Origin of the sequence: Pseudomonas sp. CAN1 (assembly GCF_030462585.1) — a bacterium.
Taxonomy (GTDB): domain Bacteria; phylum Pseudomonadota; class Gammaproteobacteria; order Pseudomonadales; family Pseudomonadaceae; genus Pseudomonas.
Map to the genome: position 1 here is coordinate 352,658 of NZ_JASMRU010000003.1, position 14,480 is coordinate 367,137.

The window sequence follows — 14,480 nt, forward strand, 5'->3', positions numbered from 1 at the left end:
GGCGGGATGCTGTTGATGGTGCTGGCGAGCCTGGCAGTGGCGCAGGATTCTCCGGCCATTGGCTGGACGCTGCTGGATCAGTTCGACAAACCCTACACGGCGAACGCCGACCTCAAGGTGCTGCTGGTCGCCCATGACATGGCTGGCTCGAAGCTGGTGAAAGCGGCGCTGGCCGAGCGCCCGTCAGGCTATCTCGAAGCGCGTGACGCCGCCTTCGTCGCCGATATCAGCCGCATGCCGGCGCCCATCTCGAAAATGTTCGCCATCCCTGCCATGCGCGATTACTCCTACCGTGTATTGCTCGACCGCGAACCGCGTGTGGCCAATCGCTTCCCGGCCCAGGCCGATGCGGTGACCTGGCTGCAACTCGAACAGGGCAAGGTCGTCGCGACCCATCAGCTCGACTCGGCTGAAGCCTTGCGCCAGGCGTTGGAGCGAGGCGCACCGTGATCGCCGCGCAGCTGCTGTCGGCGGAAACCCTGGAGATCGGCTGGGCAATCTATCTGCCCATCGTCGCCTGGGCCATCTGGCGCGCGCCGTGGCTGGAGCTGGTCAGCGACTTCCGCCGCCAGCACCTGGTGTTCGGCACCATGCTCGGGCTGTTCCTGCTCTGGCTGGTACGGCGGGACTTCGCTTCCGGGGTGTCCTTCCACTTCATCGGCATGACCGCCGTGACCCTGCTGCTGGACTGGCCGCTGGCGGTACTGGTCGGCCTGGTGGCGCAGCTCGGGCTTTGTGCGATCGGTCGGCAGGACTGGGCCGCCATCGGCATCAACGGCATCCTGCTGGTGCTGATCCCGGTGCTCATCACCGAGCTGGCGGCGATCTTCGTCGAGCGCCGCCAGCCGCGGAACCTGTTCGTCTACATCTTCTGCTCAGGCTTCTTCCCGGCGGCGCTGGCGGCGGTTTGCAGCCTGCTGGTGGGGCTTGGTTTGCTGTGGATGGATGGGCTGTTCCCGATGCCGCCGTGGATCGAGGACTTCATCGGCTACCTCTGGCTGATCATGTTCCCCGAAGCCTTCATCAACGGCACCATCGTCACCGGGCTGGTGGTCTTCTACCCGGACTGGCTGGAGACCTTCAACCGCACGCGCTACCTGCAGGCACCGTGGAAGGATGACGATGAGCCGCGCTGATGGTCGGCCATCGGCGAGGCCCATGTCCCGCGCGGTTTGATCCAGGTCAGTTCGGCAACCTCCCAGGATCAGGGAAGCTTGGCCCCCATTCGCAAGGAGAATGCCGATGAGCACTCACAGCTGGGCCGAACAACGCCTCAACGAACTGCTGATCGAAGCTGAAGCGGCCGGGCAGGACCCGCAACTGGTCGTGCGCGCGCTGCTCAGTGCGGTGGTGCAGGCCAACGCGCAGGTGCGCACGCAGGAAGACCTGGGGCATGAACTGCATTTCCTCGCCGACAACCTGGGCGAGGACAGGGACTACGCCTTCATGCGCCCCTGAACGAAAAGGCCTGCAGATGCGGGCCTTATTTCTTCTGTAGGAGCGAGCTTGCTTGCGAACGGTGCTCTCCGGCTGTTCCGTTGCCGGGGCGGTTCGCGAGCAAGCTCGCTCCTACAAAAAGCCCATCCGTCGCCCACAAAAAAGCCGCCCATCGGGGCGGCTTCATGAGTGGGCTTAGTGCCCGCGCGGCTTCTCCAGATCGCCGGAGAACAGCTCATCCTCGAGATTGTCGCCGGGGATGGCGTGCTCCTCCGCCGCCCAGGCGCCGAGATCGATCAGCTTGCAGCGGTGCGAGCAGAAGGGCCGGTATTCGTTCTTCGCGTTCCACTCCACGGGGGCGCCGCAGGTGGGGCATTCCACGGTCAGGGGTTGGCTCATGGTTGTCCTCCACGCAGGCCTAGATAGAACTGATGCAGACGCTCGACCTGCTGGTGCAGGTGGGCGAGGTCGCCATCGTTGAGCAGCACGTCGTCCGCGTGCTTGAGTCGGTCATCACGCAAGGCCTGAACCTTGAGAATCGAGCGGACCTGTTCTTCCGACACCTGGTCACGGCGCATGGTGCGCTCCAGTTGCAGGTGCTCGGGGGTATCCACCACCAGCACGCGCTGGGTCATGCGGTACTGCCCGGACTCCACCAGCAGCGGCGAGACCAGGATGGCGTAAGGCGATTGCGCCTGCGCCAGGTTGCTGGCGATTTCCTGGCCGATCAGCGGGTGCAGCAATTGCTCCAGCCAGCGGCGTTCGTCTTCGGCCTTGAAGATGCGCTCGCGCAGGGCGGCACGGTTGAGTTGGCCGTCCGGCAGCAGCATGGCTTCGCCGAAGCGCTCGACGATTTTCGCCAGGGCAGGGCGGCCGGGTTCCACCACCCAGCGCGCGGCGTGGTCGGCGTCGACCATGTGGATGCCCAGCGAAGCGAAGTGTTCGGCGGCGGCGCTCTTACCGCTGCCGATGCCGCCAGTAAGGCCCAGAATCCAGGGTTTCATCGTTCTCCTTTCTGCCGGCCCGGGGGCCGTCGCGGGCGTCGAAGGGGATCGACGCCGGAGAAGGCTAGCGGAAACCGGCGAACTGCAGATAGGTCGCGGTTATTTGATCACCCCAGAGCAGCGCAATCCAGCCGGCAATCGCCAGATAGGGACCGAAGGGGATCGGCGTACTGGTCTCGGCGTTGCGCAAGCGCAGCATGATCACGCCCAGCACCGCACCCACCAGCGACGACAGCAGGATGGTCAGCGGCAGCACCTGCCAGCCCCCCCAGGCGCCGAGCATCGCCAGCAGCTTGAAGTCGCCGTAGCCCATGCCTTCCTTGCCGGTGATCAGTTTGAACAGCCAGTACACCGACCACAGGCTCAGGTAACCGAACACCGCGCCCCAGAGCGCATCACCCAGGTTGGTAAACAGCCCGAAGTAATTGACGATCAGCCCTAGCCAGAGCAGCGGCAGCACCAGGGCGTCCGGCAGCAACTGGTGATCGACATCGATCATGCTCATCGCCAGCAGCCCCCAGGCCAGCAGCAACATCGCCCCGGCTTGCCAGCCAAAGCCGTAGTGCCAGGCAATGAACGCCGAGAGCACACCGCAAGCCAGCTCGATCAGCGGATAACGCTTGCTGATCGGCGCCTTGCACGACGAGCACTTGCCACCCAGCGCCAGCCAACTCACCACCGGGATGTTCTCCCAAGGCTTGATCTCGTGGGCGCAATGCGGGCACTGCGAATTCGGCAGGATCAGGTTGTAGGTGCCCTGCGACTCCTCCTCCGGCAACTCCAGCGCCTCGCGGGCTTCACGCTGCCAGGAAAGCTGCATCATTTTCGGCAGACGATGAATCACCACATTGAGGAAGCTGCCGACCAGCAGGCCGAGGAGGGTGGCGCATAAAACAAAGGCCAGCGGGGTGCTGGCCAGGAAGTCGAGAACAGCCATGGTTTAGACGACGTTGCCCAGTTGGAAGATCGGCAGGTACATGGCGATGATCAGACCACCGACGAGAACACCCAGTACAGCCATGATCATCGGCTCCATCAGGGTGGTGAGGTTGTCGACGGCGTTGTCGACTTCTTCTTCGTAATATCCGGCGACTTTATCCAGCATGTTGTCCAGCGAACCGGACTCCTCGCCAATGGCAGCCATCTGCACGGCCATGCTGGGAAATACGCCAGTGGTGCGCATCGAGAAGTTCAACTGAGTGCCAGAGGAAACATCCTGCTTGATCTTGTTCACGGCATTACGGAATACCACGTTGCCGGTGGCGCCGGAGACGGAGTCAAGAGCTTCGACCAACGGAACACCTGCCGCAAAGGTAGTCGATAGGGTTCGCGCGTAACGAGCTACTGCTGATTTATAAATAATGTCGCCAACGACCGGTACTTTGAGGAGGGTGCGATCCACACCATCCCGGAATTTTTCCGATCGCCGATGAGTTTCTCGAAGAGCGAACGCGGCAGCGAAGAGGGCTATCAAGACTATCAGCCACCACTCCTGCAGCACCTCCGATATCGATATCACCATTTTTGTGAAAGCGGGGAGTTCAGCGCCGAAGTTAGCGAACACCGATTGGAACTGTGGGACCACCTTGATCAGCAGGATGGCCGATACCACGATCGCGACCACCACCACGGCAATCGGATAGGTCATGGCTTTCTTGATCTTGGCTTTAAGGGACTCGGTCTTTTCCTTGTAGGTCGCTACCCGGTCAAGCAGTGACTCCAAGGCGCCCGATTGCTCGCCGGCATCCACCAGGTTGCAGTAGAGGTCATCGAAGTACTGAGGCTTTTTGCGCAGCGAGTTAGCCAGGCTATTGCCTGCAGCAACTTCCTGTTTGACCTCGTCGACCAGCTTGCGCATATTCGGGTTGTCGAAGCCTTCGCCGATGATGTCGAAAGACTGCAGCAAAGGTACGCCAGACCCCATCATGGTTGCCATCTGACGGGTGAACAGGGCAATGTCCATTGGCTTGATCTTCTTGCCCTTGCTGAACAGCGAGATGCTCTTCTTGCGCACACGGGTCGGATTGATCCCCTGTTTACGCAATTGCGCCTTGATAAGGGCGGAGTTGGTGCCTGAGAGTTCCCCCTTGACCTTCCCGCCCTTGCGATCCGTACCCTCCCAGGTAAAGACGCCCATCTTTGCTGCTTTTTCCGCCATGGATTAATCCTTGGTGACGCGGTTGACTTCTTCGAGGCTGGTAACGCCTTGCATGGCCTTCAGCAGCCCCGAAGTACGCAGATCGTTGAAGCCTTCTTTTCGGGCCTGATCGGCGATCTGAATGGAGTTGCCTTCCTCCATGATAATCCGCTGCAGGGCTGGCGTGATTTTAACCACTTCATAAATACCCAAGCGTCCTTTGTATCCGCCCTTGCAATTGTCGCACCCGACGGGCGAATACAGCTTGAACGTGCCGATCTTGTCGGCCGGGAAGCCTTCGTGAAGCAGGGCCTCTTGTGGAACGTCATGCTCCTTCTTGCAATGGGGACACAGCTTGCGCGCCAGTCGCTGGGCGATGATGAGGTTGGTGGAGGTCGCCAGGTTGAACGAAGCAACGCCCATGTTCAGCAAGCGCGTCAGAGTTTCGGCGGCGCTGTTGGTGTGCAGGGTGGACATCACCATGTGGCCGGTCTGCGCTGCTTTGATGGCGATTTCGGCGGTTTCCAGGTCACGAATCTCGCCGACCATGATCACGTCGGGGTCCTGACGCAGGAAGGCGCGAAGGGCCTGGGCGAAGTCCATGCCCTGGCGGGGATTGACGTTAACCTGGTTGATGCCTTCCAGGTTGATCTCCACTGGGTCTTCTGCCGTGGAAATATTGATGTCCGGGGTGTTGAGAATGTTGATACCTGTGTAGAGCGAAACGGTCTTGCCGGAACCGGTTGGCCCAGTAACGAGAATCATGCCCTGCGGTTGCTTGAGCGCCTCCAGATAAAGCTGCTTCTGCGGCTCCTCGTACCCAAGTGCATCAATACCCATCTGCGCACTGGACGAGTCGAGAATCCGCATCACGATTTTCTCACCCCATAGTGTGGGCAGAGTGTTGACGCGGAAGTCGATGGACTTGGTCTTGGAGACTCGCATCTTGATACGGCCGTCCTGGGGTTTGCGGCGCTCGGAAATATCCAGGCCGGCCATGACCTTCAGGCGYGCAGAGATGCGGCTGGCCAACTGGATTGGCGGTTTGGCGACTTCATGCAGCATGCCGTCGGTGCGGAAGCGTACTCGGTAGATCTTTTCATAAGGCTCGAAGTGCAAGTCGGAGGAGCCGCCTTTGATGGCGTCCAGCAGCATCTTGTTAACGAACCGCACAACAGGGGCGTCATCTGCGGCATCACCGGCGGCATCATCCTTCGGTTCGGAGTTTCCGCTCTCGATGTCCAGGCCATCGAGGTCGACGTCCCCGAGGTCATCCAGGCCGCCGGTGACGCTCTCGAAGATCTTTTCGATCATATCGCCGAGCTTGTCGTCCTCGACCAGGATGGCCTCAGTGGTCAGCCCGGTACTGAACTGCACGTCGGTAATCGCCTGGTGATTGGTCGGGTCCGACAGCCCCACGAACAGCTTGTTACCGCGTCGCCAGAGCGGAATAACACGGTGCTGCCGAATAAGTTTCTCGCTGACGAGTTCCTTTGGGATTGCCTCGCGATCAATGCCTGAGAGGTCGCAGTAGGCGATACCGAACTGGTCTGCCGCCAGCTCGGTGAGCGGTCGGCTCTTCACCAGCTTGTTCTGCACAAGGTAGGTGACCAGCGACAGTTTGTTCCGCTGGGCCTGCAATTGGGCCTGCTGAGCGCTTTTCTCGTCCAGCAACTCGGAGCGCACCAGTTGGCGGGCGAGACCGGAGAGCACGACTTGATCGTTCATACAGAGATGGCCGAATGATGTATTGCATGCCTTATATCGTAGATGGTCGGCGGAGCCAAACCTGGTTGTTTCGGGTGTCGAAAATTGTCACTTGGTGCGAAAAATCGCACTTTAAGTTTCCTTCAGGCCCTACAGCTCCCACCGAAAGCGGTGTCAGAGAATTGGCATGGAACCTGCTTCGTGAGACGACAGGTCCTACGACCTCTTCTAAAAACCTGGAGAGAACTTATGAAAGCTCAAAAAGGCTTTACCCTGATCGAACTGATGATCGTGGTTGCGATCATCGGCATCCTGGCCGCCATCGCTCTGCCGGCTTATCAGGATTACACCCGTAAGGCCCGTGTTTCCGAAGTGGTACTGGCTGCCAGCTCGGCACGTACTTGCGTAACTGAAATTGTTCAGTCCGCTGGTGCCACCAACCTGAACTCTTGCGCCGATTCGTTCGTCGCCACTCAGTTCGTGACTTCCATGACCGTTGGTACTACTAGCGGTGTCATCAACGCTTACGGCAACGCCACCACTATCGGTGAGGCTGTTACCATCACCTTGACCCCGACTATTCCTTCGGGCGGTAACGCTATTACTGCATGGAAGTGTGCCGGTACTCCGGCTCGCCTGATGCCGGGTTCCTGCCGCTAATAGCCTCTAGCTTTTCGGCTGGTAGAGTGGCGCACCAGTGGTGCGCCATTTTTATTTGAGAAGAAAGATAATATGAGTCGTGGCGGAATATTTGTTACCGCTCTGATGTGCCTTACGGTCATCTGGGGCATGCTGATCGGCAAAGATCTTGGCTGGGATATCCTGAATCACCATTTTTACCTGCCTTATGCTTGGTTGAATGGTCAGGTATTTACTGACCTCTTTGCCGCCGGCCCACAGAGCTACCAGAATCCGCTTGGCTACCTGCCTTTTTATTTCATGGTTTCTTGGGATTGGCCTTCTTGGGTAATTGGCCTGATCTTCGGTGCAATCCATTCTATCAACGTCTATCTGATCTTCCGTTTTAGCCAGCGTTTGTGGGGCGGCAAGCCGAACTACTTTTTGTGGAGTGCTTTGGCTACGTCGCTGGCTTGGGTATCACCTATTTTCCTTGCCCTGATTGCGAGCTCTTCGGTCGACGTCATTTCGAGCATCTTCGTCATGTTGGCGTTATTGCTCGTGATCTTCCCGAGGAAGACTGAAGGGCGTGGTCTTGATCTATTTCTCGCAGGTTTCGCGATTGCTATCGCGGTGTCAATCAAGCTTAGTAACCTGATTTTCCTGATTGCTCTGTGCTCTGTTCTATTTGGCCAATTACTCGGTCGGCGTGCGCCGCTTTCATCGGTTCTGGCGTGTGTTGGTGGCGTAACGATCGGTCTACTTCTGGGGATGGGGTGGTATAGCTGGGAGCTTTACAAGCACTTTCAGAGCCCTATTTTTCCGTTATACAACAACATTTTTCAGTCGCCTTATGCGCCGGTTGAGAGTGTGGCGTCTGCCCGCTTCAGCGGTGGCATCAATATCTGGGAACGAGTGCTGCAGATCGCCGAGATGAAGCGATTCAGCTACTTTGAAGGTTTTGCTCCGGATGCCCGCTTCCTGCTTTTACTCATTGTCCTGGTCATTGCTTTGCCATGGGTACTGATTCGGCTGGCACGGCGAGATGCTGGTCGAATCACTCAGGCGGATTGGGACTCATTGATATTCTTCGTTGTAGGTTTTGTGGTCTGGCTGGCGATTTCCGGCAACGGCCGTTATGTCGTTGCATTGTGCCTGCTGGCCGGAGTGCTGCTAGCTCGGTGGTTGTTCATATTGTTCGGGAACAAGCTGGGGCGCGTACTTGCGTTGCTGCTGGTTTGTCTTCAGGGCGGCTACAGTTTCAGCGCTACCGAGTTTCGATTTACTTTCGAGCAATGGGATGCAAAGCCCTTCTATAAGATTCGCGCTGCCCCGGCCTTGGTTAATGAGCCATACCTTCACTTGTTGCTGGGCACGCAAACCAACGCCTCCCTATTCGCCAAGGCGGGTTTCAGGGGGGTGATGGCCAACCCTTTGGGGCAGTTTTCATTTGAAGAGGGTACCCCGCTGGGTGATCGTTACGACGCATTGCGGGATCAGTGGAAGGGGCGGGTGCGGGGTGTCTTCTCGAATTTCCTTGATCGCTCTCCGGCTGATATCGAGAAGGGGCGAGTGCAGGTCAATCGGATGATCTATCGCCTGGGTTATGAAGTGGACCTTAAGCAATGTCTGACATTTGATTACGACCGAGTCAAGCCAGCCCAGGGGTCTATATACGAGTTCGTTCAGCAGAATAATATGTACAAGAACGCCAAGACCCATCAGGCGCTCATCAGTTGCGCTCTGGTGGAAAGAACTCAGCCCGATGTCGAATTTGAAGCCTCTCGAAAAAGGGCTGACCAGGCATTTTCGATCATTGAGGCGGCTTGTCCCAAGTTGTATGGGCCGACAGGAGGTGTGTCCGAGTGGCACGATCAGGCATGGGCCCGCTATTACCCTAACACGGATACCACCGTACTGGTTTCGGAAGAGCTAGGTGTAACGGCTCAACTTTTACGCAACCCGCTGGATCGCCGAATCGGTACGTACCAGGAAGTGCTCGCCGGAAAGGGCGTTTACGATTGTTCTCGTGGTTCTATGCTGACGCCTGATTAGTTGGAGTGGATTTGGAACTGACTATTTTGATGCCTTGTTTGAATGAGGCAGAAACTGTTGAAACTTGCGTCGGTAAAGCCATGGCTTTCCTTCGCAGGTATCAGATAGATGGCGAAGTTTTGATTGCCGATAACGGGTCGGTGGATGGTTCCCAGGAACTCGCTCGCCGGTTGGGAGCGCGAGTTGTCGATATTCCCCTGAAGGGCTATGGGGCTGCGCTGATGGGAGGCATTCACTCTGCCAGGGGTAGCTTTGTGATTATGGGCGACGCCGACGACAGTTATGATTTCCAGCGCCTTGAAGGCATGCTAGAGAAATTGCGCGAAGGCTATGACTTGGTCATGGGTAACCGTTTCGCTGGCGGAATCGAGAAAGGGGCCATGCCCTTCCTGCATCGCTACCTCGGCAACCCAGTCCTGAGCTTCATTGGGCGACTGTTCTTCAAGGCGCCGGTGGGGGATTTTCACTGCGGCCTGCGCGGATTTTCCCGTGAGGCGATCCTGAGGCTGGATCTGAACTCCCCTGGTATGGAGTTCGCCAGCGAGATGGTGGTGAAGGCCTCGCTGCAGAAGCTTCGTATCTGCGAGGTGCCGATCACGCTCTCCCCGGATGGGCGCTCGCGCCCGCCACACCTGCGCACCTGGCGTGATGGCTGGCGACACCTGAAGTTTCTGCTGATCTTCAGCCCGCATTGGCTATTTTTCGTTCCCGGGCTCCTTTTGTTTGTGCTCAGCTCCCTGCTGATGGTGGTCATCGACTTCCATCCCATCGTAGTCAAGGACGTCGGCCTGGACGTCCATACGCTGGTTTACGCGGGTGCCGGTATTCTTCTGGGCTTGCAGATGGTGTTCTTCTCGGTCTTCAGTCGGCTGGTTGGGATGACCTCGGGGTGGTTACCTATCGATGCACGATGGATGGCTGCGCTTTCACAGCTCACGCTGGAGCGCGGTATCCTGCTATCCCTTGCGCTTTTCGCATTCGGCGGCTGGATGACCTGGGAAGCCGTGCTGATCTGGAGCGAGGGTGGATTCGGCGCGCTGGACCCGCGGGTGGTGATGCGCTGGGTCGTTCCCTCTGTAACTGCAATTGCACTGGGTGGCGAGATCTTCCTCGCGGCCTTTTTCCTTGAGACGCTGCGAATTCCTGCCCGGAAAACCATTGCATGAATCCATACAGATTGCGTATCGCCGATCACCTGTTACCAGTGGTCGGCGGGTTGGGCGAGTTGAACAGGGTTCTGGATTTCGGCAGCGGCGATGGCTGGTTTGCCAGTCGCTTCAATGCCTTGGACGGCGTGAAGAACCTGACTGCGCTGGACGTCAAGCGCCGCCCGAATGTTCATTTCGAGCCGCAGATCTATACGCCCGGTGAGGCTATTCCATTTGCGGATGGCAGCTTCGATCTGGTCTATTCCATCGATGTCCTGCATCACTGCGAGGACCCGTTCTATCAACTGGATGAGCTGTCCCGGGTTTCTGGCCGCTACCTGCTGATCAAGGACCACGCTTACCAGACATCAGTGGGGCGCTGGACGCTGGCTGTGCTCGATGAGTTAGGAAACCGCCGTTTCGGCATTCCCTCGCTCTATCAGTACCAGCATGGCAGCAGTTGGACCGATCACCTCAGTCGCAGGGGCTGGAGGCTCAAGACAAAAGTTATGCCCATGAAGTGCCACAGTGGACTCCTCGGGCTGGCTACCAACGGGCTGCAGTACTACGCACTCTATGAGCGGCAGGCTGCTACTTCTTCCTGAAGCTCCAGTCGCGGTGGATCGTGAAGTTGAGGATGGTCATGCATACCGCCAGGATGGCGCTAGCCGCGAGGTAGTGAATGCCCAGGCCCGAAACCAGTGCCGCCATCAGCGCCAGGTTGATGGCGAACAGGCCGATATTGGCGGACAGGTATCGAGAGAACTCGACGAGTGCTGGCGTTTGGGTAGTATTGAATGTCCAGTGACGATTTAGTGCCCAGCCCAGTGTATTGGCGATCAATATGGAAATGACCATCGAGACAAGATAGTGAAGCCCGAATAAATCGGTCGCTACATATAGCGTTGCCAGATTGACCAGGAAGCAAAGTCCGCCAATGGTAATAAATCGGTAGTAACGGCGATCCTTCAGTATATTGGCGATTGGAATCAATTTGATCGTCTGCGGAGAGTAGTATGGCGGGAAGACTGAATTCGCCGATCTGGCGTCATGATGCCTTCGTCCTCAGGCGATTGCAAACGACCGTCCAGGCGGTTGTCACGACCTTGAACGCTTGTGGGAAGTTGAACAAGAGCGCTCGGGTTGTGGACTTTGGTTGTGGCGATGCGCCTTATAAAAGTCTGTTCGACTCTTCTTGTCGTGAATACTTGCGTTGTGATCTTGAAGGAAATGATCTGGCAGATTTGCACTTCAAGGAAGGCGAGCAATTGCCGCTGGAGCACCACTCTGCGGATTGCGTAGTGTCGTTCCAGGTGCTCGAGCATGTCTGGGAAGTGCAGCAGTATCTGGCTGAATGCAAGCGTGTACTGCAGCCCGATGGACGTCTGCTCCTGTCGACTCACGGAGTCTGGCTGTATCACCCACATCCCGGTGACTACCGCCGTTGGACGGGCGATGGGCTTTGCAGGGAGTTGGAGTTGGCGGGGTTCGAGGTGCTCGAGGTCAGGCCTATCGTCGGTCCTCTCGCCTGGACCACGCAGTTCCGTAGCCTCGCTTACCATCACCTTTTCTCGCGAATGGGGTGGCTGGGCAAGGTGATGTCGGCAGCCGTCTGCACCCTGATGTATGGCCGGATGTGGGTGGAGGACAAAGTTACTCCTGCTTCCATCAGGGATAGCAATGCATCCGTTTACCTGTTGGTGGCCAAGCCCAGGGAGAAGTAGTTGTCACCGAACGAACAGACGTTAAGAGTGCTGCAGGTCAGCGCATTTTATCCTGCGCACGGCGGTGGTATCGAAGTCGTGGCGGGACGGCTGGCTGAGGGACTTGCCAGCGAAGGCGTTCAGCTCACCTGGATGGCGGGAGGCTCGTCTGAGGAGGTTCCTCAGGGTGGCAACGGTCTGCGAGTCGAGCCGGCATCTGCTGTCGATTTTTGTGAGCGCTTCCTGGGATTACCCTTGCCTTTGTGGGGGCTTGCAAGCCTGCGCAAGCTCTGGAAGGCCGTCAGGTCCGCCCAGTTGGTGCAGGTTCATGATTACCTATACTTCCCATCCCTGATAACGCTGTTGTTCGCATGGTGCTTGCGGCGCCCCGTAGTGGTGACCCAGCACATCGGCTGGATCGAATTCAACTCATCCGTCGCCCGCTTCATTTTGCGCATGCTCAATCGCAGCCTCGGGCGCTTCGTGCTTGCTCGTGTCGCTCGTGTCATCTTTGTGTCGCGCCCCGTTGCGGACTACTGGGCGGCCATCCTGCGACGTGACCAGCCGGGAGATGTCATCGCTAATGGCGTTGATCATCAGCGTTACGCTCCGGCTGCACCAGGTTTGCGGGATGGTGCATTGAAGCTTCTCTTCGTGGGGCGATTCGTCGAGAAGAAGGGTATCCATCTGCTCAGGTCATGCCTGGATATTCCGGGCGTTCATTGGACATTTGTAGGTTGGGGCCCGCTATCTCCCCGGCAATGGGATCTGGCGGAGCAGGTTACTGTCCTGGAGGGACTCCGAGCGGAGGAGGTTGTCCATTTTTACCAGCAGGCCGATCTGCTGGTTCTCCCAAGCAAGGGCGAAGGGTTTCCCCTGGTCATTCAGGAGTCACTGGCATGCGGTACGCCTGTGTTTGTCAGTGAGGAAGTCAGGTCGGCGTTTCCAAGCTTGGATGAGCGCTGTGTATTTGCAGCGGACGTCTCAGGGGCCGACGCCGCGATTCAGTTGCGCCAGGCGCTGAGCAAGGTGGCAAGTGAGCCGGATCTGTTGCGTAAAGCCCGCCCCCATGCTGAGCAGCTTTCGCGGCAGTGGTCCTGGGAGAGCTGTGTTGAGGCGTACCTGCGCATCTACCGTTCGATTTCTGGCTGCAATTGATTAGCGCATAGGTGGCTGATAAAGTGCCCCCGCCGCCGGTGTAGCTCAGTCGGTAGAGCAGCTCATTCGTAATGAGAAGGTCGGGGGTTCGATTCCTCTTACCGGCACCAGCTTCAGCAAAAAGCCCCGCTTAGAGCGGGGCTTTTTGTTGGCTGGAAGAAAGGCTCAGGCATAGCCACTGGGGTTGCGGCTTTGCCAGTTCCACGCGTCGCGGCACATGTCTTCGATGTCGCGGCTGGCGTTCCAGCGCAACTCTGAACCGGCCAGGGTCGGGTCGGCGTGGTAGGTGGCGATGTCGCCGTCACGGCGGGGCAGGAACTGGTAGGGCAGTTCGCGGCCGCAGGCCTTTTCGTAGGCGTGGATGATTTCCAGCACGCTGTAGCCGCGGCCGGTGCCGATGTTGAAGGTCTTCGCGCCGCTGGCGCCGTCGAGCCAGCGCAAGGCGCTGAGGTGGGCATCGGCGAGGTCGCTGACGTGCAGGTAATCGCGCACGCCAGTGCCGTCCGGTGTCGGGTAATCGTTGCCGAACACGCGGATGAAGGGTTGCTTGCCGGTGGCGACCTGGGAGACGTAGGGCATCAGGTTGTTGGGGATGCCGTTGGGGTGCTCGCCGATCTGCCCGCTGACGTGGGCGCCAACCGGGTTGAAGTAGCGCAGGATGGCCATGGTCCACTGCGGATCGGCGCGGGCGATGTCGCGCAGGGCGATTTCCGCCATCAGCTTGGATTGACCGTAGGGGCTGGCCGGGCCGGTGGGGGCGTCTTCGCGGATCGGGCTTTCGGCTGCAAGGCCGTAGACGGTGGCGGAGGAGCTATAGATGAAGCGCTTCACGCCATGACGTTGCATGACCTGGCACAGGGTGACGGTGCCGGCGAAGTTGGTCTGGTAGTAGGCCATGGGATCGGCGACGGATTCGGCGACGGACTTCAGGCCGGCGAGGTGGATGGTCGCGTCGATGTCGAACTCGCGGAACAGCCTGCCGAGGACCGCTTCGTCGCGGACATCACCTTCCACAAACGGTATGGCCTGGCCCGTGAGCTGTTCGATGCGCTGCAGCGGAATGGGCGAGCTGTTGCTCAGGTTGTCGAGGACGACGGGATGGAATCCCTGCTCGATCAGTTCCAGGCAAATGTGGGAGCCGATGTAGCCGCAGCCCCCGGTCAACAGAATCCTTTTCGTCATGATCGCGTTCCTGCTCCCTWGTTGATCGCCGATTCGTGAGCGTCTGAGTATGTCAGAGGCGCACGAATCGGCACTATCAGGGGCAGCGTGAAGGCTAGTAGGAAAACTTACAGGCTCAGTCGCATCGACAGATCGAGCGCCTTGATGTCCTTGGTCAGGGTGCCGATGGAGATGTAGTCCACACCGGTCTCGGCGATGGTTGTAGCCACCGAACGGCGCCCGGTAGTTGAAGGCACCGCCGTTGACGAAGCATTGGCCGGCGCGCATCTGCCGGGCGAGGCGCAGGCCATCCTCGCGGTCGCCCGCCCACACGGCGCTGGACAGGCCGAAT

16 protein-coding genes, 1 tRNA gene and 2 pseudogenes are annotated in these 14,480 nt (G+C 58.6%); 10 read left to right on the top strand and 9 right to left on the bottom strand.

Annotated features, from left to right (window positions below):
• Positions 1-15: 15 nt before the first annotated feature.
• From QO207_RS07215 to QO207_RS07225, 3 genes are all read left to right on the top strand, one after another.
• A complete protein-coding gene (locus QO207_RS07215) occupies positions 16-450 on the top strand; it encodes an FAD/FMN-containing dehydrogenase (RefSeq protein ID WP_301531820.1) in 435 nt (144 codons plus the stop codon).
• Positions 447-1,136 (top strand): energy-coupling factor ABC transporter permease, encoded by a 690-nt coding sequence (locus tag QO207_RS07220; protein WP_301531797.1) that lies wholly within the window; start codon positions 447-449, stop codon positions 1,134-1,136. Before QO207_RS07215 ends, QO207_RS07220 begins: the two co-directional genes overlap by 4 nt.
• A 106-nt stretch (positions 1,137-1,242) precedes the next feature.
• Positions 1,243-1,458: a hypothetical protein gene (locus QO207_RS07225; protein ID WP_301531798.1), complete on the top strand. Its 216-nt coding sequence runs from the start codon at positions 1,243-1,245 to the stop codon at positions 1,456-1,458.
• A gap of 174 nt (positions 1,459-1,632) precedes the next feature.
• Here the strand turns inward: QO207_RS07225 and yacG are convergent, their stop codons facing one another.
• From yacG to pilB, 5 genes are all read right to left on the bottom strand, one after another.
• Positions 1,633-1,836, bottom strand: coding sequence for a DNA gyrase inhibitor YacG (gene yacG, locus QO207_RS07230; RefSeq protein ID WP_301531799.1), 204 nt, complete (start codon positions 1,834-1,836; stop codon positions 1,633-1,635).
• Complete coding sequence (gene coaE / locus QO207_RS07235; RefSeq protein WP_301531800.1) at positions 1,833-2,441, bottom strand: dephospho-CoA kinase; 609 nt, start codon at positions 2,439-2,441, stop codon at positions 1,833-1,835. Before coaE ends, yacG begins: the two co-directional genes overlap by 4 nt.
• 64 nt (positions 2,442-2,505) lie before the next feature.
• On the bottom strand, positions 2,506-3,378 hold the full coding sequence (locus QO207_RS07240; protein WP_301531801.1) for an A24 family peptidase: 873 nt from the start codon (positions 3,376-3,378) through the stop codon (positions 2,506-2,508).
• A 3-nt stretch (positions 3,379-3,381) separates the two neighbouring features.
• A complete protein-coding gene (locus tag QO207_RS07245) occupies positions 3,382-4,599 on the bottom strand; it encodes a type II secretion system F family protein (protein ID WP_301531802.1) in 1,218 nt (405 codons plus the stop codon).
• 3 nt (positions 4,600-4,602) lie between these two features.
• Positions 4,603-6,306, bottom strand: coding sequence for a type IV-A pilus assembly ATPase PilB (pilB, locus tag QO207_RS07250; protein WP_301531803.1), 1,704 nt, complete (start codon positions 6,304-6,306; stop codon positions 4,603-4,605).
• 228 nt (positions 6,307-6,534) lie between these two features.
• On the opposite strand from pilB, the gene QO207_RS07255 reads away from it, so the two are divergent.
• The 4 genes from QO207_RS07255 (at position 6,535) to QO207_RS07270 (ending at position 10,711) form a co-directional block, all read left to right on the top strand.
• Positions 6,535-6,945, top strand: a complete 411-nt coding sequence (locus QO207_RS07255; protein WP_301531804.1) for a prepilin-type N-terminal cleavage/methylation domain-containing protein — start codon at positions 6,535-6,537, stop codon at positions 6,943-6,945.
• Between the two features lie 129 nt (positions 6,946-7,074).
• Positions 7,075-8,958 (top strand): hypothetical protein, encoded by a 1,884-nt coding sequence (locus QO207_RS07260; RefSeq protein ID WP_301531805.1) that lies wholly within the window; start codon positions 7,075-7,077, stop codon positions 8,956-8,958.
• An 11-nt stretch (positions 8,959-8,969) separates the two neighbouring features.
• A complete protein-coding gene (locus QO207_RS07265; RefSeq protein WP_301531806.1) occupies positions 8,970-10,124 on the top strand; it encodes a glycosyltransferase family 2 protein in 1,155 nt (384 codons plus the stop codon).
• Positions 10,121-10,711: a class I SAM-dependent methyltransferase gene (locus QO207_RS07270; protein ID WP_301531807.1), complete on the top strand. Its 591-nt coding sequence runs from the start codon at positions 10,121-10,123 to the stop codon at positions 10,709-10,711. The genes QO207_RS07265 and QO207_RS07270 overlap by 4 nt, the downstream gene beginning before the upstream one ends.
• On the opposite strand, the gene QO207_RS07275 is transcribed toward QO207_RS07270, so the two are convergent.
• On the bottom strand, positions 10,698-11,099 hold the full coding sequence (locus QO207_RS07275; RefSeq protein WP_301531808.1) for a GtrA family protein: 402 nt from the start codon (positions 11,097-11,099) through the stop codon (positions 10,698-10,700). The genes QO207_RS07270 and QO207_RS07275 overlap by 14 nt on opposite strands.
• A gap of 23 nt (positions 11,100-11,122) precedes the next feature.
• Here QO207_RS07275 and QO207_RS07280 point away from each other — a divergent pair, with 23 nt between their 5' ends.
• From QO207_RS07280 to QO207_RS07290, 3 genes are all read left to right on the top strand, one after another.
• Positions 11,123-11,830 (top strand): class I SAM-dependent methyltransferase, encoded by a 708-nt coding sequence (locus QO207_RS07280; RefSeq protein WP_301531809.1) that lies wholly within the window; start codon positions 11,123-11,125, stop codon positions 11,828-11,830.
• The gene (locus QO207_RS07285; RefSeq protein WP_301531810.1) at positions 11,831-12,967 is read left to right on the top strand and encodes a glycosyltransferase family 4 protein; all 1,137 of its coding nucleotides are present in this window, start codon (positions 11,831-11,833) and stop codon (positions 12,965-12,967) included.
• Between the two features lie 34 nt (positions 12,968-13,001).
• Positions 13,002-13,077: transfer RNA gene (locus QO207_RS07290), tRNA-Thr, on the top strand.
• Positions 13,078-13,132: 55 nt separating this feature from the next.
• Here QO207_RS07290 and galE read toward each other — a convergent pair.
• From galE to QO207_RS31510, 3 genes and pseudogenes are all read right to left on the bottom strand, one after another.
• Positions 13,133-14,149 carry a UDP-glucose 4-epimerase GalE gene (galE, locus tag QO207_RS07295; RefSeq protein WP_301531811.1) on the bottom strand — a complete coding sequence of 339 codons (1,017 nt, stop codon included), beginning with the start codon at positions 14,147-14,149 and terminating at the stop codon, positions 13,133-13,135.
• Positions 14,150-14,256: 107 nt separating this feature from the next.
• Positions 14,257-14,346: pseudogene (locus tag QO207_RS07300) on the bottom strand (nicotinate-nucleotide diphosphorylase (carboxylating)); the annotation flags it as partial.
• Positions 14,347-14,407: 61 nt separating this feature from the next.
• A pseudogene (locus QO207_RS31510) lies at positions 14,408-14,461 on the bottom strand (hypothetical protein); the annotation flags it as partial.
• Between the last annotated feature and the right edge of the window lie 19 nt (positions 14,462-14,480).

What these genes read in the sequence shown, in the direction of transcription:
- QO207_RS07215 (WP_301531820.1), top strand. Translation starts at nt 16, where the DNA reads ATGGTGCTGGCGAGCCTGGCAGTGGCGCAGGATTCTCCGGCCATTGGC.
- QO207_RS07225 (WP_301531798.1), top strand. Translation starts at nt 1,243, where the DNA reads ATGAGCACTCACAGCTGGGCCGAACAACGCCTCAACGAACTGCTGATC.
- yacG (WP_301531799.1), bottom strand. Translation starts at nt 1,836, where the DNA reads ATGAGCCAACCCCTGACCGTGGAATGCCCCACCTGCGGCGCCCCCGTG.
- coaE (WP_301531800.1), bottom strand. Translation starts at nt 2,441, where the DNA reads ATGAAACCCTGGATTCTGGGCCTTACTGGCGGCATCGGCAGCGGTAAG.
- QO207_RS07240 (WP_301531801.1), bottom strand. Translation starts at nt 3,378, where the DNA reads ATGGCTGTTCTCGACTTCCTGGCCAGCACCCCGCTGGCCTTTGTTTTA.
- QO207_RS07245 (WP_301531802.1), bottom strand. Translation starts at nt 4,599, where the DNA reads ATGGCGGAAAAAGCAGCAAAGATGGGCGTCTTTACCTGGGAGGGTACG.
- QO207_RS07255 (WP_301531804.1), top strand. Translation starts at nt 6,535, where the DNA reads ATGAAAGCTCAAAAAGGCTTTACCCTGATCGAACTGATGATCGTGGTT.
- QO207_RS07260 (WP_301531805.1), top strand. Translation starts at nt 7,075, where the DNA reads ATGCTGATCGGCAAAGATCTTGGCTGGGATATCCTGAATCACCATTTT.
- QO207_RS07270 (WP_301531807.1), top strand. Translation starts at nt 10,121, where the DNA reads ATGAATCCATACAGATTGCGTATCGCCGATCACCTGTTACCAGTGGTC.
- QO207_RS07280 (WP_301531809.1), top strand. Translation starts at nt 11,123, where the DNA reads ATGGCGGGAAGACTGAATTCGCCGATCTGGCGTCATGATGCCTTCGTC.
- galE (WP_301531811.1), bottom strand. Translation starts at nt 14,149, where the DNA reads ATGACGAAAAGGATTCTGTTGACCGGGGGCTGCGGCTACATCGGCTCC.